This is a genomic window from Micromonospora sp. NBC_00898 (genome assembly GCF_045207895.1).
Classification (GTDB): Bacteria; Actinomycetota; Actinomycetes; order Mycobacteriales; family Micromonosporaceae; genus Micromonospora.
This window is the reverse complement of the sequence record NZ_CP108775.1, coordinates 6,798,477-6,818,300: the sequence shown is the minus strand read 5'-3', so window position 1 is coordinate 6,818,300 and position 19,824 is coordinate 6,798,477. Positions and strand designations below refer to the sequence as shown.

Below are 19,824 nucleotides of genomic sequence, written 5' to 3'. Positions count from 1 at the left end.
GGTCATCTGTCCCTTTCCGTCGCGGAGCCGGCGCCGGTGATCGGCAGGATCAGCCGGACCTCGGTCCCCTCCCCCGGCTCGGACCGGATCTCCGCCCGGCCACCGTGCCGCTTCATCCGTCCGATGATCGACCCTCGGACGCCGTGCCGGTGATCCTCCACCGTATCCGGGTCGAAGCCCTTGCCCCGGTCCCGCACGAAGACGCTCACCTGGTCCGGCTCCACCTCCGCGTAGAGCGAGACGGTCTGGACCCCGGCGTGCCGGGCGGCGTTCACCAGCGCCTCCCGACCCGCGGCGACCAGCGCGCCGACCCGCTCGTCGGTCTCCCGGTCGCCGACCACCACCGCCTCCACGGTGATGGCGAAGGTGTCCTCCACCTCGGCGGCGGCCTGCTCCAGGGCGGCGGCGAAGCGCTCGGTCGGTGAGCCGGTCGGCTTGTAGAGCCAGTTCCGCAGCGACCGCTCCTGGCCCCGGGCCAGTCGCTGGACCGTCTTGACGTCGCTGGCGTTGCGCTGGATCAGGGCCAGTGTGTGCAGCACCTGGTCGTGCACCATCGCCGCCAGTTCGGCGCGCTCCTGCTCGCGGATGCGGCCCTCCCGCTCCGAGCGGAGCTGGTTCCAGGTGCGCCAGAGCACGGGCGCGGCCACCACGCCGACCCCGGCCAGCCCGACCAGCGCGAAGATCACGCCATTGAGCACGGCGTCGAAGTTCTGCGCCGGTGAGTAGACCGCCGCCACGCCGATGATGCCGACCGCGACCAGCACGCCGCCGCCGATGAAGCGGAGCACGAAGGCCCGGCGGTCGCTCTCCTCCACCACCGCGCCGAGCCACGGCACCGGCATCGACTCGCCCCACTGCCGGCGGCGCTCCGGCGCGGACTGGTGCCAGATCACCCCGGCGCCGACGGCGATGATCGCCACCAGCCAGCCGGCGGTGCCGGCCGCGCCCACCGAGTCGAAGACCATCACCTGCGTCAGCAGCACGCCCAGCCCGATCGCGACGAACGGCAGGAGCTGGGCGAGGTCCCGGCGGGGCGGTACGGCGTCGCCGGGACGCAGCGGGACCACCGCCCAGAACGCCGCGTAGAGCAGCAGGCCCAGCCCGCTCAGCCCGAGCAGCACCATGAAGGCCACCCGGACCCGGACCACGGAGATGCCGAGGTGGTCCGCGATGCCGGCGGCCACCCCCGCGGCCAACCGGTGCTCGGGAGCCCGGTACAGGCGCGGCGGGTGTGGGGTCACGGTGCTGCTGATCGGAAGCTCCCGAGTCGTGGGACGGGGTGGGGGCGGGCCGGTTCCGGCGCCGCTCCGATCGTCACACGGCCGGGCCGCCCCGGACCACGGGGACGCCCCCGACATTCGCCCGCCGCGGATCTCAGGGTGGCGTCAGGGTCGGGTCCTGAGGACGGTCGGGCGTCCGGAGCAGCAGGATCGGAGCATGACCGAGGACGCTGCCCGTCCGCCCCTCCCCGGGGCGGCACCGCCGGACGGGCCCCCGCCACCCCCGGCGCCGGCACCGGCGCCCACCACCCAGGCCGGTCCCGACCCGGCCGCCCCGCCGGCCGGACACGCCGGCGGCGACCCGTCGTGGTCGGCCACCGGACCCGCCGCCCCACCACCGGGCGCGTCGGCCGCCGGCCCCACGCCGCTCGGCGACCCGCCGCCCGGGTACGCGCCGCCGCCCGGCGCCGCCGGCTTCACCTCCCGGTACGGGCTGGTCCGCCCCCGTGAGGGGCGCTACCTGGCCGGCGTCTGCGCGGCGATCGGCCGGGCCACGAACACCGACCCGGTGCTCTGGCGGGTGCTGCTCGCCGTGCTGGGCTTCTTCGGCGGCGTCGGCATCCTGATCTACGTCGCCGCCTGGCTGATCATCCCCGGCGAGGGCGACACCGCCTCCCCGGTGGAGTCGATGCTCGGCCGGGGCAGGTCCAGCATGTCCCCGGTCACCGTCATCGTGCTCAGCATCCTGGTCGCGGTCAGCTTCGCCTACATCGTCACCGACGCGTTCCGCGCCGTGCTGCTCGGCGCGGCCATCCTGATCGGCGGCGCGCTGCTGCTCAACCGGGAGCACCGGGCGCCAACGGGACCGGGCGTCGCGGCCGGCCCGCCCGCGACGCCGCCGGGGCCCGTGCCGCCGGTCAGCTGGCCGGCCCCCGGCCAGTTCACCCCGCCGGCCGGCACGCCCGCCGCCGGGATGCCCGCCGGGTCGGCGACCCCCACCGGCTGGCCGGCCACCACGGCGGCGGCCCAGCCGGCCCCGGCCGTGGAGCCGGTGTCGCCGGAGTCCCCGGCCGCCTGGTCGGAGGCGGACCGGCCAGCCGGCCAGCCGGCCGGCTGGCCGGCGACCGGGGCGCCGCAGACGCCGGCCGGGGCGGCCACCGGCGGCCTTCCGGCCTGGTCGGCGGCCCCCCGACGACCGAGGGATCCACCTGGCGGGAGCCGGCGACCGCGGCCTGGCCGCCCGCCCCGACGAGCGGCGGCCTCCCCGGCGGCCCGTCCGTCGCCGTACCGCCGGTCAGCACGCCGCTGCCGCCCACGGGGTACCGGGCGCCGTTCGCGCCCCGTGGGCCGTACGCCGGGCCGTACCCACCGCCGTCGCCGGCCCGCGCGCCCAAGCCGCCCAAGCGGCCGAAGGAACGCTCCCCGCTGGGCGCGGTGACGTTCTCGCTGATCTTCCTGGCGCTGGGCGTGGTCGCCGTGCTCGACCTGATGGACGTCTTCCCGGTGGGCGCCGCCGGGTACTTCGCCGCGGCGCTGGCCACGATCGGGCTCGGGCTGCTGGTCGGCACCTGGTTCGGCCGGGCCCGCTGGATGATCGCGCTCGGCCTGGTGACCGCGGCGGCGCTCGGCGTCGCCACCGTCGCCGAGTCCTACGACCGGGTACGCGGCATCGACGGCAACGTGACCTGGGCCCCGACGGACTACCGGGACCTGGCGACCCGGTACGAGAACAACTTCGGCGACGCCGTCCTCGACCTGCGCGGGGTCGACTTCGACAAGAAGGAGACGCAGATCATCGTGGCGATCAACTTCGGCCAGGCGACCGTGGTGGTGCCGCCGAACGTCGACGTCACCACGCTGGCCGACGTGAACGCCGGGGACGCCACGGTTTTCGGCCAGCGCTCCGGCGGGCTGGACGGCAACCTGCGGGAGACCACCGACTTCGGCCCGGACGGCCCCGGCGGCGGCAAGCTGCGACTGCTCATCCACGTCAACGCCGGCAATCTGGAGGTGACCCGGTGAAGGCGCACCGCACCGACCTCGTCTCGTTCTCGTTCGGGCTGGTATTCCTGGCCCTGTCCGTCTGGTGGCTGCTGGCCCGGATCCTCGGGCTGGCGATCCCGCCGGTGGGCTGGTTCCTGGCCGGCGCGCTCATCGTGGTCGGGGTGCTCGGTCTGGTCGGCGCGCTGCGCTCCGGCCGGCACGCCGCCGCGGCGCCGGAGGCCGAGGCGACCGTGTCGGCCCCCTACGAGGGCGGCCCGGAGTGGACCCCACCGGCGGCGGCGCCGGAGGCCGACGAGTGGCGCACCGACGCCGTCGCCGACGACCAGGTCGGGGCGGTGGCGGACCGGCCGGTCAGCGGCGGAGCGGACGAGCCACGCTGGTCGCCGGCCGCCCCACCGACGGACCCCGGCCCGCCCACCACCGGCCCCGACGCCTGGGAGCAGCCCGAGGGCGCACCGCCGACCCGCGAGCAGCCCACGGTCGACGTGGCACCGCCGACCCGCGAACAGCCCCCCGTCGACGTGGCACCGCCGACGCGGGAGCAGACCACCGTCGATCTCGGACCGACGGGCGCCGGGCGGTCCGGCGTCGGCGACGCGGCGGCCACCCGGGAGCAGCGGGCCGCCGGGGACGGCCCGGCAGCAGGGCCGGACGACGAGAAGCGCTCACCGGCCTGAGCGCGGCGGTGCGGGGCTGCTCCGGTGGCGCATATGCTGGCTGGCGGAGATCTCGCCTCCGCCGGCCGGCCCACGCCGTGGGGCCTCGGCCGCGGCCGGGCTGCCACGTCGCCGGGTTCCGCCCGGGCGCGGCCCCGGTCGCCGAGCCGCGACCCCGGCCCAGCCGGCCAGGTCGCCGTGGCGGTCCCGCCGCTTTCCCGTCTCTACCCCGTCAGGAGCCCGTCCGACATGACCCAGTCCCCCGCGGTGCGCACCTCCGGCGCGTCCGGTCCGGTCCGCATCGGCGAGCGCGCCGCCCGTACCCTCGTCGCCGAGCTCGCCCGGCGCAACGACCCGAAGGCCGCCCTGCTGGTCGGGGCGGCCCCGGAGTCCCCGGTCCTGGCCGCGGCGATCGAGGCGCTGCTCCCCGGCGACCGGCTCACCGTCGTGCCGGCGGAGGGCTCCTCCGCCGCCGCGCTCCGCGAGCACATGTCGGCACAGGGCCGGTGGGTCGCCGACCGGGTACGCGTGGTCGACAGCCCGGCCGAGGCGGACGCCGCCGAGGTGGTCATCGCCGCCGAGCCGTTCACCGGCACCGCCGACGAGGCCCGGGGGGCGGTCGACGGCCTGTCGAAGTACCTGTCCGACGGCGCGGTGCTGAGCGTGGCCGCGCCGCTCTTCCGGACCGAGGGCGCCGGCACCGAGCTGGATCGGCAGGGCGTGCTGCACGGCGTCCGCACCGACCTGGTGCTGCGCAACTCCCCGCCGGTCCGGGTGCACCACCTGCGCTTCACGCCGGCCAGCGCCGCCGTGGCCGCCCGGCTGGCCCCGGCCTACCGGCCGTCCAGCGTGCCGCTGACCCGCAGCATGCACATCGACTCGAACGGCGTGGCCGCGGCCGGCATCAGCCTCGGGCTGGCGGCGCTGGCCCGGGTGGCCCGGCCGAAGTCGAAGCTCTGGCTGCTGCCGGCGCTGGCCGCCGCCCCGGTGGCCGCCTTCTTCCGGGACCCGGAGCGGGACGTGCCGGAGGACCCGTCGGCCGTGGTCGCCGCCGCGGACGGTCAGGTCCTCTCGGTGCAGCGGCTGCACGACGAGCGCTTCGGCGAGGGCGAGTGGCTGCGGGTCGCCGTCTTCCTCTCCGTGCTGGACGTGCACGTCAACCGGTCCCCGGTGGCCGGGAAGGTGGTCGACTACTTCGTCGCCGACGGCGGCTTCGTCAACGCGATGAAGCCGGACGCCGAGCACAACGTGGCGGCGTACACGGTGCTGGACACCGAGCACGGCCCGGTGGTGGTCGCGCAGCGTACCGGCCTGATCGCCCGCCGGATCGTGCAGCGGGCGCCGGTCGGTGCCCTGCTGGCCAGGGGTGAGCGCTTCGGGCTGATCCGGTTCGGCTCGCGGACCGACGTCTACCTGCCGGCGGACGCCGCCGAGCCGCTGGTCGGCCCCGGCGACAAGGTGGTCGGCGGCTCGACCGTGATCGCCCGCTGGGTCTGACCCCGGGGATGCGAAAAGGGGCGCCGCGAGTGCGGCGCCCCTTTTCGACGCCTCGGATCAGGCGGCCCGGCGCTGGTGCAGCCAGAGCAGCGGGCCGCTGACCAGGTAACCCACCACCACCAGGGCGAAGGTCAGCCGGATGTCGACCAGGGCCCCGACCACCGGTGCCAGCCACAGCCACGGCGGCAGCTTCACCAGCCGGGCCAGCTTGGCGTACGGGAAGCTGGAGACCATCGCGAAGGCGAGCAGGGCGACCCCGCCGATCAACACCAGCCCGGGGACCGGCAGCCCGATCGCCACGGTGAGGGCCAGCACGGCCGCCGCCATGGTGGTCGGTACGCCGCAGAAGAACCGGCCGTCCTTCGGCGAGACGTTGAACCGGGCGAGCCGGATCGCGGCGCAGGCCGCGACGAGGGCGCACGCCACCGCGGCGGCGGCGGGCGGCACCGAGCCGGCCAGCGAGGCGTAGACCACCACCGGGGCGGCGAGGCCGAACGAGCACATGTCGGCCAGCGAGTCCATCTGGGCGCCGAACGGGCTGGCCACGCCGAGCTTGCGGGCCAGCGCGCCGTCGAGACCGTCGAATCCGACGCAGGCGATCAGGCAGAGCGCCGCGACCCGGACGTCGCCCTGCATGGCCAGGAAAATGGCCAGCATGCCGAGCATCAGACTGCTCAGGGTGCAGCCGTTGACCAGGGCGAACTTCATCCGGCGGGCAGTCGTGCGCTCACCCGGCAGGAGCGGGATCGACATCGCCGTCGCATCGTCGTCGACCGCCGACGTGGGGGCGAGCGCCGGGCTGACCGGCATGATCGCCTCGACCTCGGTGCGGTCGAACCGGCCGTAGCGGCGACGCTGGCGGTCGGCGTAGCGGTGGTCGGGGACGACCAGGTCGGCGCCGGCGACGGCGTCGTCGCGGCGGCCCACCCGGACCAGCAGCACCTGACGGGCGAACGTGCTGCTGCGGCGCAACCGGCCCGCCCAGCGACGCCCTGCGGGGCGCGGACTGTCAGTAGTACGACGCCGGCGCCATGGGGCTCTCGGCACGTTTCCTCCATCACCGGATCGGCTGGCCGCCCACCTGGGCGGCTGTCCGGCTGTCTCGTGCCGGACCTTGCTGGTCCGGCAGCCCGTTTTGCGGAGTACACCATTGCACAAGGGAAAGGGGCTTGGCGATAGCTGCCGGCGGTACTTATATCTCCCTTAAACCGCGCGAACCGCTCTCTTGTGCCCACCTCGGGCTTCATCGCCCGTTTCTTCCACCAACCCCAGTTAACGACTGTACCGGAGGAGGCCAGCGGTGGCTCGGCGAGCGGGTGCTACCTGCCCGGACGTCCGGTTGCCAGGGCCACCACGTCGGTCAGCCGCAGCTCGCTGACCTGATCCGGAGCGAACCATGCGGCGCGGGCGGTGGACCCGCCGGCGAGCTCCGTCACCACCGCGTCGGTCGGGGCGTCCACCCGCACGCGGTAGATCACCCGGACGCCGTGCCAGTCCAACGGCCGCCCCTCGGGGCCGAGCGCGGCGGGATTGTGCAGGCTGTCCACGGCCAGCAGGTCGACGATGCGGCCGAGCTGGCCGGCCTCCTCGACCAGTTCGCGGAGCAGTCCGGCGGCGGGCTGCTCCCCGTGATCGGTGCCACCGCCGGGCAGGTGCCACTTTCCGGCGCCCGGATAGCCGTCGGCGATCATGGTGAGCAGCACCCGCCCCGCCGGATCGGTGACCAGCCCGTACGCGGCGAAGCGCTGCCGCCGGTCGGTGGGCGCCGGCCCGAACGGCGCCCGGCTGGCCCGCGCGGGCAGCGGCTCGGCCGGCAGGCCGAGCAGCTCGGCGGTGAACGGCAGCAGCGGCAGTCCGGCCGCCTCGGCGGGGGTGCACCACGCCGCCAGATCGGTGGTCTGGTCGACCTCGTCCCGGAGCGTCCCGCCGGCGGGCGTGACGTCGAAGATGATCCGGTCGGTGTGCAGGGCGACCCCGAGGTCCGGGTACCGGGTCACGTCCGCGACGGCCGCCCGGAGAGCACTCACCTTCACGGTCAGCCCGGTCTCCTCGGCGAACTCCCGCACCACCGCGGCCTCGGGATGCTCGGCGTGGTCGAGCCCACCCCCCGGCAGCTGCCACACCCCGGGAAAGTCGGCGGTTGCCGACCCCCGCACGAGCAGCACCCGCTCCCCGTCCCGGCACACCCCGTACGCCCCGACCCGCCGCCGCTCTTCCATCAGTCCCCGCTCCCCGTAACCCGACCGGCCATCCCGTCGATCATGAACCTATTGCCCGCGGGCACGGCGTGCCGCGGCAACAACTCCATGATCACCGGAATCGCCGGTGGGGGCGCCCCGGGGGTGGGGTGGGGTGGGGGTGTCAGAGGAGGTGGGCGGCCTGGACGGCTTCGGCGGTCACCTCGGTGAGGCGGTCGGTGGGGAGGGCGGTCAGCTCCTCGCGGCGGAACCAGCGGGCCTCGCAGGTGGAGCCGCCGACGTCGGCCACGGTGGGCGGGGCGGGCTGGTCGACGACCACCCGGTAGAAGGCGCGCACCCCGTGCCAGTCGATCGGGTAGCCCTCCGGGCCGAGCGAGGCGGCGTCCCGGTGACTGGCCACGCCGAGCAGCTCGACCAGGCGACCGGTCTGCCCGGTCTCCTCGACCAGTTCCCGGATCAGCGCCGCGCCCGGCTGCTCGCCGTAGTCCGTGCCGCCACCCGGCAGGTGCCAGCAGCCGGCGCCCGGGTACCCGTCGGAGACCCGGGTGAGCAGCACCCGCTCCTCCGGATCGGTGACCACGGCGTACGCGGCGAAGCGCTGCGCCCGGTGCAGCCCGTCCGGGCCGGGCACCGCGTAGAAGGAGGGGAACTCGGGGACCTCCTCGGGCACCACGTCGGCCGAGGAGGCGGGGAGGCCCAGGGCCCGCGCGGTGAACGACCGCAGCGGCAGCTCCCGGGCCTCGTCCGGGGTCACCCAGCGGGCCAGGTCGGTCGGCCGGTCCACCCGGTCGGCCAGCGTCCCGCCCCGCAGCGAGACCGTGTAGAGCAGGCGGTCGGTGTGCAGGGTGATGCCGCGCTCGGGCAGGGCACGCATGTCGGCGAGCACGTCCGCCAGCCCGGCGACGGCGACCGAGAGCCCGGTCTCCGCCGCGGTCTCGCGGACGACGGTGTGCTTGGGGTCCTCACCGTGGTCGACCGCCCCTCCGGGCAGCGACCAGGTGCCGGGGGTGCCGGAGCGCTCCGATGCGCGGACCAGCAAGACTCGGCCGTCTTGATCAGCACAAACTGCGTATGCCGCGATCCTGCGGAGCGGCTCCAGCGAGGTGGTCACGGGAGGAAATTCTCCCCTCGCCGGGTTACCTCCATCGAAAATAGTCAGATTCCTGACTCTTGGCTGGCGCCTCAGGGATCGATCAGGGTAGGAGTCCGGGCGGTCACCGAGGTCGCCCGTCGCTCCGCGAGCGACCGTTGGGGCATGACCTCCACGAGCACCCCTCAGGCCCCGTACAAGCAGCTCCGCCGACCCACCACGGACCGCATGCTGGCCGGCGTCGCCAGCGGCCTCGGCCGCTACCTCGCCGTCGACCCCACCCTCGTCCGGGTGGTCTTCGCCGTCGCCACCCTGCTCACCGGCGGCATCGCCGCGCTGGCGTACCCGATCATGTGGTTCCTGATGCCGGAGGAGCCGGCCGGCGCCCCCGCCTGGCCGCACCCCGCGGGCGCCGCGCCCAAGGCCGGCCCGACCGGCTGGCCGAACCCGGCCCCGCAGCCGGCGCCGCCGGCCACCTGGCTCACCGCGACCGGGCCGCAGCCCAGCACGGCACCGGACCCGACCGTGCCGCTGCGGCCGGTCACCACCGCGCAGCCCGAGCCGGAGACCCGGCCGCAGCCTCAGCCGCCGACCGCCGGGTGAGCCGGCGTCACTCCCACTCGATGGTGCCCGGCGGCTTGCTGGTGACGTCCAGGACCACCCGGTTCACCTCGGCGACCTCGTTGGTGATCCGGGTGGAGATCCGGGCGACCACGTCGTAGGGCAGCCGGGACCAGTCGGCGGTCATCGCGTCCTCGCTGGAGACCGGGCGCAGCACCACGGGATGCCCGTAGCTGCGCCCGTCACCCTGCACGCCGACGCTGCGCACGTCGGCCAGGAGCACCACCGGGAACTGCCAGACGCCCCGGTCCAGGCCGGCGGCGGTCAGCTCCTCCCGGGCGATCAGGTCGGCCTTGCGGAGCAGGTCCAGCCGCTCCCGGTCGACCGCGCCGATGATCCGGATGGCCAGGCCCGGGCCGGGGAACGGGTGCCGCCACACCATCGCCTCGGGCAGGCCCAACTCCAGGCCCAGCGCCCGGACCTCGTCCTTGAAGAGCGTGCGCAGCGGCTCGACCAGGGCGAACTTCAGGTCCTCCGGCAGGCCGCCGACGTTGTGGTGGCTCTTGATGTTGGCGGTACCGGTGCCGCCGCCGGACTCCACCACGTCCGGGTAGAGGGTGCCCTGCACCAGGAACTCGACGTCGCCGTGCGAGGCGATCTCCCGGGCGGCGGCCTCGAAGACCCGGATGAACTCCCGGCCGATGATCTTGCGCTTCTCCTCCGGGTCGGTCACCCCCGCCAGCGCCCCGAGGAACCGGTCCTGCGCGTCGACCACCTTGAGCTTGATGCCGGTGGCGGCGACGTAGTCCTTCTCCACCTGCTCGGCCTCACCGGCCCGCAGCAGGCCGTGGTCGACGAAGACGCAGGTGAGCTGGTCGCCGACGGCCTTGTGCACCAGCGCGGCGGCGACCGCCGAGTCCACCCCGCCGCTGAGGCCGCAGATGACCTCCTTGTCGCCCACCTGCTCGCGGATCCGGGCCACCTGCTCGTCGATGATGTTCGACGGGGTCCAGGTCGGCTCGATGCCGGCGATGTCGTACAGGAAGCGCTTGAGCATCTCCTGCCCGTGCGCGGTGTGCCCGACCTCGGGGTGGAACTGCACGCCGGCGCGGCGGCCCGCCACGTCCTCGAACGCGGCGACCGGCGCGCCCGCCGACTCGGCGGTCACCGTGAAGCCCTCGGGGGCCTCGGTCACGCAGTCGCCGTGGCTCATCCACACCGGCAGGTCCGCCGGCAGGTCGCGGAGCAGCACGCCGGGCTCGAGGAGCCGGGGGCGCAGCGGGGTGCCGCCGTACTCGCGGTTGCCGGTCTTCGCGACCGTGCCGCCGAGCGCCTGGGCCATCGCCTGGAAGCCGTAGCAGATGCCGAAGACCGGGACGTCGGCGTCGAACATGCCGGCGTCGATCTGCGGGGCGTCCGGGGCGTAGACGCTGGACGGGCCGCCGGACAGGATGATCGCGGCCGGGTCCTTCGCCAGCATCTCGGCGACCGGCATCGAATGCGGGACGATCTCCGAGTAGACCTTCGCCTCGCGCACCCGGCGCGCGATGAGCTGGGCGTACTGGGCTCCGAAGTCCACCACGAGGACTGGGCGAGGCGTGCTCATGTGCAGAAAGCCTACCGACCGTCACCGTCGCGCCGGGCGCGGGCCGGCCGCTCCGCGTGGCGCGGCCCGCCCGGATGTCGCGCGGGTCACCCGCGCAGCGCGGCGGGGGCGTGCGCCGGGACCGCCGGGTGGTGCGGGGCGACCGGTTCCAGCCGGCGGTACGGCTCGCCGAGCGGCGGTCGCGGGTCCTCCTCGCCCTTGTTGGGCCAGCACGCCATCGCCCGTTCCGCCTGGGCGGTGATGGTCAGCGACGGGTTCACCCCGAGGTTCGCCGAGACCGCCGCGCCGTCCACCACGTGCAGCCCCGGGTGCCCGTGCACCCGGTGGTACGGGTCGATCACCCCATCGGCCGGGGAGACGCCGATCACCGCCCCGCCCAGGATGTGCGCGGTCATCGGGATGTTGAACGGCTCGGTGACGGCGCCGCCGGGCGTGCCGTCGATCTCCTCGGCGAGCAGCCGCACCGCGTCGTTGCCGGCCGGGATCCAGGTCGGGTTGGGCGCGCCGTGCCCCGGGCCGGAAACCAGCCGGCGGCCGAAGAGCCCGCGCCGGAACCGGGTGGTGAGCGAGTTGTCCACCGACTGCATCACCAGGGCGATCACCGTCCGCTCCGACCAGCCGCGCACCGACAGCATCCGGGCGGCCAGCCCGGGCTGCCGGACGATGCTGCCCAGCCAGCGCCGCACCCGGTGCGGGCCGCCGTCGACCAGCAGCGACTGGAGCAGTCCCATCGCGTTCGAGCCCCGGCCGTAACGGACCGGCTCGATGTGGGTCTGCGGGTCGGGGTGGAACGAGCTGGTGATCGCCACCCCCTCGGTGAAGTCCAGCCCGCGCTGCCGGGCCCGCTGCCGGGGCACCGACGCGCCGAGGATGGCCTCCGAGTTGGTCCGGGTCAGCTCGCCGAGGCGGGGCGACAGCCCGGGCAGCGCCCCGGTCGCCTTCATCTCGTGCAGCAGCCGCTGGGTGCCCAGCGCACCGGCGGCGAACACCACCTGGTCGGCGTGGATCACCTGGCGCCGCCTGCGCAGCCACGCGCCGGTGCGCGCGGTGTGCACCTCGTAGCCGCCGCCGGCCGCCGGGCGGACCGCGGTGACCGTGGTCAGCGGGTGGACCTGGGCGCCGAGCCGTTCGGCCAGCCAGAGGTAGTTCTTGACCAGGGTGTTCTTCGCGCCGTGCCGGCAGCCGGTCATGCACGCGCCGCAGTGCGTGCAGCCCGTCCGCTCCGGCCCGGCCCCGCCGAAGTACGGGTCCGGCACCCGCTCGCCGGGCCGGCCGATGTGCACCCCGACCGGGGTGGCGTGGAAGGTGTGCCCCACCCCCATCCGCTGCGCCACCGTCCGCATCGCCCGGTCCGCGCCGGTGACGATCGGGTACGTGGTCACCCCGAGCATCCGCTTGGCCTGGTCGTAGTGCCGGGCCAGCTCGTCCCGCCAGTCGGTGATGTCCCGCCACTGCGGGTCGGCGTAGAACGCGTCGAGGGGCTCGTAGAGGGTGTTCGCGTAGACCAGCGAGCCGCCGCCCACCCCGGCCCCGGAGAGCACCATCACTCCCCCGCCGGACTTCCGGTCCGCGGAGCGCAGCAGGGTGATCCGTTGCAGGCCGTAGCAGCCGAGCTTCGGCGCCCAGAGGAAACGCCGGGCCCGCCAGGAGGTCTGCGGGAACTCGCCGTCGGCGAAGCGCCGCCCGGCCTCCAGCACGCCGACGGTGTAGCCCTTCTCGGTCAGTCGGAGCGCGGTGACGCTGCCGCCGAAGCCGGACCCGATGACGACCACGTCGTACCGCATGCACGCATCATTACCGACGGGTAGCCATCGCGCCAGGGCGAGATTTTCGGGATCATGCAGAACGCTCGACCGACCCGGGGCCCACCGGCGACAACCCTGGGTCCCCGTCCGAGCGTCGTTCACCATGGGGGAGGAACACGATGACCGAGAGCACCGCACGACCGGGACGGCGCTGGCTGCTGGGGGTGGCCGCCGTGGTGGCGGTGCTGCTGGTCGCCGCGGGCGCGGTGGTCGCCACCCGCCTGGCCTCCCGGTCCACTCCCGCGCCCGGCCCGGTGGCCGGTCCGGCCACGCCCACACCGTCGGCGAGCGCCCCCGCCCCGGTGACCACGAGCCCCACCCCGCCGCCCGGCGCCGACCTGACCGGTCCGCTGAACCTGCTGATCGTCGGGGTGGACACCCGGGTCACCGTGCCGGGCTGGGAGCCGCACGCCGACGCGGTGCTGGTCATGCACGTGGAGGCGGGGCTGAAGCGGGCATACCTCTTCTCTCTTCCCCGCGACCTGGTGGTGGACATCCCGGCCTACCCGAAGTCCGGCTATCCGGGCGGCCGGACCAAGCTCACCCACGCGATGAGCTACGGCAGCCGGGTGCCCGGCGACAAGAAGCACCCGAGCACCGCCCAGGGGTACGAGCTGCTGAGCACCACGGTCAGCCGGTACACCGGGCTGCGCATCGACGCGGGGGCGGTGCTCACCTTCTTCGGTTTCGATCGGCTGGTCGACGCCCTGGGCGGGGTGGACCTCTACGTCGACCAGCGGGTCGCCTCGATCCACCGGCGCCCGGACGGGCAGTACCGCCCGCACACCGCCGGCGGGTACGTCGGGCCGCAGATGGTCTACGAGAAGGGCACCCGGCACCTCAACGGTTGGCAGGCGCGGGACTACGCCCGCCAGCGCTACATCGCCGGCGGCGACTACGCCCGACAGCGCCACCAGCAGCAGCTGATCCGGGCGCTGGTCGGCAAGATCCTCGACCAGGGGCTGGCCCGGGACCCCGGGCGGGTGGAGCAGGTGGTCGCCGCCCTCGGCAACACCCTGGTCTACGCCGGCGGCGGGCGGCGGCTGGTCGATTTCGCGTACGCCCTCGGCGGCCTGCCCGCCGACGGCCTCGTCCTGGTCGGCCTGCCCGGCGACTCGGTCACGGCGGGCGGCTCCTACCGCGGCGAGCAGCTCCTGCCCGTGGCGCGCCAGTTCTTCGCCGCCGTCCGCGGCGACCGGACCGAACCCTTCCTCAAGACCCACCCGACCCTGCGCGTGCGCACCTGAGTCAGAGCGGCCTGGGTTCGGCGGGGCGTTCCGTGCCGTAGAGCCAGGCGTCGAAGAGCTTGTCCAGCTTCTTGCCGGAGACGCGCTCGGCCAGCGCCGTGAAGTCCGCGGTGGTGGCGTTGCCGTTCTTCCGCTCCTCCGTCCAGGTGCGCAGGATGGTGAAGAAGGCGGCGTCGCCGACCGCCACCCGCAGCGCGTGCACGGTCATCCCGCCCCGCTGGTAGACCGACTCGCCGAACAGGTTCGCCACCCCCGGCTTCCCCGGCGGGGTACGCCAGACCTGCCCGGACGCCGTCGCGTACCGCAGGTCGAAGGCGCGCTGGACGGTGGACTCGCCGGTGTGCTCCGCCCAGAGCCACTCGGCGTATGTGGCCAGCCCCTCGTTGAGCCAGATGTCCTGCCACCGCTGCAGCGCCACGCTGTTGCCGAACCACTGGTGGGCCAGCTCGTGCGCCACCACCCCGGTGTTGTCGCCCTGCCGGAAGAACCCCGCCGAGTAGACCGGCCGGGTCTGCGTCTCCAAGGCGTACCGGATCCGGCTGTCGGCGATCACCACCCCGCCGTACGCGTCGAACGGGTACGGCCCGAGGACACTCTCCAGGTAGTCGGCCACCTCGACGGTCCGGTCCACCGACCGGTCCGGGGCGCCCTTCGCCACCTTGGTGGTGACCGCGCTGAACACCGGCCGTCCCTTGTGCTCCCCCGTGGTGACCCGGAACCTCCCGATCACCACCGTGCTGAGGTAGCTGGCCATCGGCGCCCCCTCGGACCACAGCCAGGTGGTCCAGCCGCCCGTCGTGCTCCGCCCCTTCGGCACCCCGTTGCTGACCGCCGTCAGCCCCTTCGGCACGGTGATCTCGAAGTCGTAGGTGGCCTTGTCCGACGGGTGGTCGTTGACCGGAAACCAGGTGCTCGCCGACTGCGGCTGGCCGAGCGCGACCGCGCCGTCCGAGGTGTGCAGCCAGCCGCCCCCGCCGAGCACGTCGTGGTCCAACGCGGCCGGCACGCCGTCGTACCGGATCTCCGCGACGAAGCCGTTGCCGGAGCTGAGGCCGGTCGCCGGGGTGACGATCAGCTCGTCGTCGGCGCGGGCGTGGGCGGCCTCGAGGCCGTCCACCGTCACCGAACGCACGGTCAGCCCCGCCAGGTCCAGATGGAACGCCGAGAGGTCCGCGGTGGCGGTGGCCCGCACCGTGGTCGTGCCGGTCAGCTGATCCTTCGCCGGGTCGTAGCGAACCCGCACGGTGTAGTGGGTGACGTCGTAGCCGCCGTTGCCGTAGCTGGGGAAGTAGGGGTCGCCGGCGCCGGCCGCGCCGGGCGCGAACGTCCGGGACGCCGTCGGCGAGGGCTGCGGCGGCGCGGTCCGCTCCGGGCCGGCCGAGCCGCAGCCGGCCAGCGCCAGCGTCCCCACCACCAGCAACCCGAGGCCCCGTCGCACGCCCCGCCGCGTCCGCGTCATCGTCTCGAACCTCCCCGGGAGCGACCGCCGGCGGCCCGGCCCGGCCGCTCCGCCCGCGGCAGCCTACCGAGCGGCGCGCGGGCCCGCCTCACGGCAGGGCCGGCGCGGTGCCACCGACGAGCCAGGCGTCGAGGAGCGCGCGCAACGGCCGGCCGGCGACCCGTTCGGCGTACGCGACGAAGTCCGCGGTGGTGGCCGTGCCGTCCCGACGCTCGGCCGTCCAGCCGCGCAGGACGCGGAAGAAGACGTCGTCGCCGACCGCCCGGCGCAGCGCGTGCACGGCCAGCGCGCCGCGCTGGTAGACGGCGTCACCGAACATCGCCGACCGGCCCGGGTCGACCGACGGGCGGGTCCAGTCGGTGGCCGCGTACCCGGTGGCGAAGGCCCGCGCGACGGTGCGGCCGCCGGTGTGCTCGGTCCAGAGCCATTCCGCGTACGTGGCGAAGCCCTCGTTGAGCCAGATGTCGCCCCACCGGGCCACCGACACGCTGTCGCCGAACCACTGGTGGGCCAGCTCGTGCGCGACCACCTCGGTGTCGGGCCGGCCGCCCCGGAAGAAGCCCGGCCCGTAGACCGGCCGGGACTGGGTCTCCAGGGCGTACCGGATCCGGTCGTCGGCGACCGCGATCCCGCCGTACGCGTCGAACGGGTACGGGCCGAAGCGACCGGCCAGGAAGTCGACGATCTCGCCGGTGCGGGCCAGCGACGCGGCGGCCGGCCCGTCCGCCGGCAGCCCGGCGGCCACCGCGGTGACCATCGGCTTCCCGGCGTGGGTACCGGTCGACACCCGGTAGTTCCCGATCACCAGGGTGGTCAGGTAGCTGGCCATCGGCGAAGCCTCGGACCAGGTCCAGGTGGTCCAGCCGGCCCGGCTGGCGGTACCGCGCAGCACCCCGTTGCTGAGCGCGGCGAGCCCGTCCGGGACGGTCACCTCGACGTCGTAGGTGGCCTTGTCGGAGGGGTGGTCGTCGACCGGGAACCAGGTGCTCGCCGACTCCGGCTGGCCGACCGCGATCGCCCCGTCCCCGGTGGCCTGGAAGCCGCCGCTGCCCAGCTCGCCCATGGGGAGCGGCTGCGGCACCCCGGCGTACGCCACCTCGGTGGTGAAGGACTTCCCGGACGGCAGGCCGTGGGCGGGGGTGACGACGAGTTCGTTGCCGTCGCGGCGGTGCCGCGCGGGCGCGCCGTCGACGCGGACCCGGTCGACGGTGAGGCCGGCGAGGTCGAGGTTGAACCGGGACAGCCCGGCGCTCGCGGTGGCGGTGATCGTCGCCTCGCCGGTGAGCCGGTCGGTGGCCGGGTCGTAGCGGACCTTCAGCCGGTAGTGGCCGACGTCGTACCCGCCGTTGCCGGCCCCCGGCACGTACGGGTCACCCGCGTCGGCCGCCCCGGGCCGGAACCGCCCGTCGGCACCGGTGCAGCCGGCGGCCAGCAGCACGACGGCCAGCGCCGCCGCGTACCGCCGCCGCCCGCGGGTCATTCGCCGAGCGTAGACACGCGACGGCGCGGGTGGGACCGAATCCGCACCCGCGCCGTCGGTCGGTCGCGTCGGCTCAGCGGTCCAGGACCAAGCCGACCTTCTGGAACTCCTTGAGGTCGCGGTAGCCGCACTTGGCCATCGCCCGGCGGAGGCCGCCGAAGAGGTTGAGCTGGCCGTCCGGCTCGTCGGCCGGGCCGAAGAGGAGCTGCTCCAGCGAGCCGATCGGCTCGCCGGCCACCTCGAACGCGCCGCGGGGCAGCGACGGGTGGCTGGCCGCGGAGTGCCACCAGGCACCGCCCGCCGGGGCCTCCTCGCACAGCGACAGCGCCTCGCCGAGCATCACCGCGTCCGCGCCGCAGCCGAGCGCCTTGGCGATGTCGCCGGAGGTCTGGATGTCGCCGTCGGCGATCAGGTGCACGTACCGGCCGCCGGTCTCGTCCAGATAGTCGCGGCGGGCCGCGGCGGCGTCGGCGATCGCGGTGGCCATCGGCACCCGGATGCCGAGCACCGACTCGGTGGTCGACCAGTCGTCGCCGCCGATGCCGACGATCACGCCGGCGGCCCCGGTACGCATCAGGTGCAGCGCGGTCTTGTAGTCGGTGCAGCCGCCGACGATGACCGGCAGGTCCAGGTCGGCGATGAACTCCTTGAGGTTCAGCGGCTCGTCGGTGGTGGAGACGTGCTCGGCGGAGACGATGGTGCCCTGGATGACCAGGATGTCCACGCCGGCGTCGAGGATCACCGGGGCGAGCGCCAGGGTGTGCTGCGGGGAGACCCGGACGGCCACGGTGCCGCCGCCGGCCCGCAGCTCGCGGACCCGCTCGGCGATCAGGTCGGGGCGGATCGGCTCGGCGTACACCTCCTGGAGCCGCTTGGTGGCGCGGGCGTCCTCGCCGAGGCCGGCCAGCTCCTCCAGCACCTTCGCCGGGTTCTCGTACCGGGTCCAGAGGCCCTCGACGTTGAGCACGCCGAGCCCGCCGAGCTGGCCGAGCCGGACCGCGGACGAGGGGCTCATCGTCGCGTCGGAAGGGTGCCCGACGCAGGGGATGCCGAACTGGTACGCGTCGAGCTGCCACGCGGTGGAGACGTCGTCGACGTCCCGGGTGCGGCGGCTCGGCACGATGGCGATGTCATCCAGGTGGTAGCCGCGCTGCGCGGTCTTGCCCAGCCCGATCTCGACCACGTCACGCATGGGGACTCCAGGTGTTTGGGGGTGATGGTCAGCGGGAGTGGTAGTTCGGCGCCTCGACCGTCATCTGGATGTCGTGCGGGTGGCTCTCCTTGAGCCCGGCCGCGGTGATCCGGATGAGTTGGCCACGCCGGTGCAGCTCGGGGATGCTCTCCGCGCCGACGTAGCCCATCGCGGCGCGCAGCCCGCCGATGAGCTGGTGGGCGACCGCGGAGAGGGGGCCCCGGTAGGGCACCTGGCCCTCGACGCCCTCGGGGACGAGCTTGTCCTCGGCGAGCACGTCCTGTTGGAAGTAGCGATCCTTGGAGTAGGACTTGGCCTGGCCGCGGGACTGCATCGCGCCGAGCGAGCCCATCCCCCGGTACGCCTTGTACTGCTTGCCGTTGATGAAGATCAGCTCACCGGGGCTCTCCTCGCAGCCGGCCAGCAGGCTGCCGAGCATCACCGTGTCGGCGCCGGCCACCAAGGCCTTGGCGATGTCGCCCGAATACTGGATGCCGCCGTCGCCGATGACCGGCACGCCGGCCGGCCGGGCGGCCCGCGCGGCCTCCATGATGGCGGTGATCTGCGGTACGCCGACGCCGGCCACGATCCGGGTGGTGCAGATCGCGCCCGGACCGACACCCACCTTGATGCCGTCGGCGCCGGCGTCGACCAGCGCCTTCGCGCCGGCGTACGTGGCCACGTTGCCGCCGACGATGTCGATCGAGACGTCCTTCTTGAGCTGGCGGACCATGTCCAGCACGGCCCGCTGGTGCCCGTGCGCGGTGTCCACGATCAGCACGTCCACGCCCGCGTCGACCAGCGTGCGGGCCCGCTTGTACGCGTCCTCGCCGACACCGACCGCGGCGGCGACCCGGAGCCGGCCCGCGTCGTCCTTGGTGGCGTTCGGGTACTGCTCGCTCTTGGTGAAGTCCTTGACGGTGATCAGCCCGCGCAGCCGGCCCGAGCCGTCGATGATCGGCAGCTTCTCGACCTTGTGCCGGCGCAGCAGGTCGAGGGCGTCGTCCTTGCTGACCCCGACCGGGGCGGTGATCAGCGGGGGGTGGGTCATGATGTCCCGGACCCGGGTGGCCGGGTCGGAGACGAAGCGCATGTCGCGGTTGGTGACGATGCCGACCAGCTGGCCGTCGGCGTCGACCACCGGCACACCGGAGATGCGGTACCGGCCGCAGAGCTCGTCGACCTCGCGGAGGGTGTCGTCGGGGCTGGCGGTCACCGGGTTGGTGATCATGCCGGACTCGGAGCGCTTCACCAGGTCGACCTGGAGCGCCTGGTCCTCCAGGGAGAGGTTGCGGTGCAGCACGCCGATGCCGCCCTGCCGGGCCATGGCGATCGCCATCCGCGCCTCGGTGACGGTGTCCATCGCGCTGGACAGCAGCGGCACCGTCAGCTCGACGTTACGGGTGAGCCGAGTGCGGGTGTTGACCCGGCTGGGCACCACGTCCGACTCGCCCGGCTGGAGCAGCACGTCGTCGAAGGTCAGCCCGAGCGGGACCACCCGGGCCGAGCCGGCGGGCAGCTCCGGCAGGTGGCCGCCCAGCTCGCCGCTGTCGGCGCCGGTGGGAAGATCCGCGCCCCGGGCGCCTACAGGAAGATCGGTGCTGGGCGAATTTTCCACGATTTGCTCTCCTGAGCTGGTCGGACGGGCTTCAGCGAGGCGGCGCGCGCGGGCACCGACGCATGCCGAAGTGACGGCGCGTCGCTTCATCGTACCCATTGAGCTGGGCCGGCCCCGGCAGCGGCGGGCGCGGATGAGCGGCGCCACCGTGAGCGCCGGGGGCGGACTTCCCCCGCCGGTTGGGACTACGG

Annotated in this window: 12 protein-coding genes and 3 pseudogenes; 5 read left to right on the top strand and 10 right to left on the bottom strand. The window is 74.5% G+C overall.

The genetic code is table 11. The annotated features are described in order from the left end of the window. Window positions 1–2: 2 nt before the first annotated feature. Window positions 3–1,241 (bottom strand): PspC domain-containing protein, encoded by a 1,239-nt coding sequence (locus OG799_RS33175; RefSeq protein WP_406040901.1) that lies wholly within the window; start codon window positions 1,239–1,241, stop codon window positions 3–5. Between the two features lie 196 nt (window positions 1,242–1,437). Between OG799_RS33175 and OG799_RS33170 the strand changes: the two are divergent. The 3 genes and pseudogenes from OG799_RS33170 to OG799_RS33160 all read left to right on the top strand — a co-directional run bounded on the left by OG799_RS33170 (window position 1,438) and on the right by OG799_RS33160 (window position 5,377). Further along, window positions 1,438–3,242, top strand: a pseudogene (locus OG799_RS33170) (PspC domain-containing protein). Then, a pseudogene (locus tag OG799_RS33165) lies at window positions 3,239–3,475 on the top strand (hypothetical protein); the annotation flags it as partial. The pseudogenes OG799_RS33170 and OG799_RS33165, both read left to right, overlap by 4 nt. A 654-nt stretch (window positions 3,476–4,129) precedes the next feature. Continuing rightward, the gene (locus OG799_RS33160; protein WP_406040899.1) at window positions 4,130–5,377 is read left to right on the top strand and encodes a phosphatidylserine decarboxylase; all 1,248 of its coding nucleotides are present in this window, start codon (window positions 4,130–4,132) and stop codon (window positions 5,375–5,377) included. A gap of 57 nt (window positions 5,378–5,434) precedes the next feature. On the opposite strand, the gene OG799_RS33155 is transcribed toward OG799_RS33160, so the two are convergent. The 3 genes from OG799_RS33155 to OG799_RS33145 all read right to left on the bottom strand — a co-directional run bounded on the left by OG799_RS33155 (window position 5,435) and on the right by OG799_RS33145 (window position 8,686). Beyond that, window positions 5,435–6,349 (bottom strand): CDP-alcohol phosphatidyltransferase family protein, encoded by a 915-nt coding sequence (locus OG799_RS33155; protein WP_406040897.1) that lies wholly within the window; start codon window positions 6,347–6,349, stop codon window positions 5,435–5,437. A gap of 347 nt (window positions 6,350–6,696) precedes the next feature. Beyond that, window positions 6,697–7,596, bottom strand: coding sequence for an NUDIX hydrolase (locus tag OG799_RS33150; protein WP_406040895.1), 900 nt, complete (start codon window positions 7,594–7,596; stop codon window positions 6,697–6,699). 142 nt (window positions 7,597–7,738) lie between these two features. Continuing rightward, window positions 7,739–8,686 carry an NUDIX hydrolase gene (locus tag OG799_RS33145; RefSeq protein ID WP_406040893.1) on the bottom strand — a complete coding sequence of 316 codons (948 nt, stop codon included), beginning with the start codon at window positions 8,684–8,686 and terminating at the stop codon, window positions 7,739–7,741. Window positions 8,687–8,830: 144 nt separating this feature from the next. On the opposite strand from OG799_RS33145, the pseudogene OG799_RS33140 reads away from it, so the two are divergent. Then, window positions 8,831–9,139: pseudogene (locus OG799_RS33140) on the top strand (PspC domain-containing protein); the annotation flags it as partial. A gap of 136 nt (window positions 9,140–9,275) precedes the next feature. Here the strand turns inward: OG799_RS33140 and guaA are convergent. Together guaA and OG799_RS33130 are read right to left on the bottom strand one after the other, a co-directional pair. Next, window positions 9,276–10,832 (bottom strand): glutamine-hydrolyzing GMP synthase, encoded by a 1,557-nt coding sequence (guaA, locus tag OG799_RS33135; RefSeq protein ID WP_406040891.1) that lies wholly within the window; start codon window positions 10,830–10,832, stop codon window positions 9,276–9,278. A gap of 86 nt (window positions 10,833–10,918) precedes the next feature. Beyond that, a complete protein-coding gene (locus OG799_RS33130; protein WP_406040889.1) occupies window positions 10,919–12,616 on the bottom strand; it encodes an FAD-dependent oxidoreductase in 1,698 nt (565 codons plus the stop codon). 140 nt (window positions 12,617–12,756) lie between these two features. On the opposite strand from OG799_RS33130, the gene OG799_RS33125 reads away from it, so the two are divergent. Then, window positions 12,757–13,884 (top strand): LCP family protein, encoded by a 1,128-nt coding sequence (locus OG799_RS33125; RefSeq protein ID WP_406040887.1) that lies wholly within the window; start codon window positions 12,757–12,759, stop codon window positions 13,882–13,884. Between the two features lies 1 nt (window position 13,885). On the opposite strand, the gene OG799_RS33120 is transcribed toward OG799_RS33125, so the two are convergent. From OG799_RS33120 to guaB, 4 genes are all read right to left on the bottom strand, one after another. Beyond that, window positions 13,886–15,343 carry a M1 family metallopeptidase gene (locus OG799_RS33120; protein WP_406040885.1) on the bottom strand — a complete coding sequence of 486 codons (1,458 nt, stop codon included), beginning with the start codon at window positions 15,341–15,343 and terminating at the stop codon, window positions 13,886–13,888. 88 nt (window positions 15,344–15,431) lie between these two features. Continuing rightward, window positions 15,432–16,823: a M1 family metallopeptidase gene (locus OG799_RS33115; protein WP_406040883.1), complete on the bottom strand. Its 1,392-nt coding sequence runs from the start codon at window positions 16,821–16,823 to the stop codon at window positions 15,432–15,434. A gap of 73 nt (window positions 16,824–16,896) precedes the next feature. Further along, complete coding sequence (locus tag OG799_RS33110; RefSeq protein ID WP_406040881.1) at window positions 16,897–18,015, bottom strand: GuaB3 family IMP dehydrogenase-related protein; 1,119 nt, start codon at window positions 18,013–18,015, stop codon at window positions 16,897–16,899. Window positions 18,016–18,043: 28 nt separating this feature from the next. Then, window positions 18,044–19,633 (bottom strand): IMP dehydrogenase, encoded by a 1,590-nt coding sequence (guaB, locus tag OG799_RS33105; RefSeq protein ID WP_406040879.1) that lies wholly within the window; start codon window positions 19,631–19,633, stop codon window positions 18,044–18,046. Window positions 19,634–19,824: the final 191 nt, after the last annotated feature.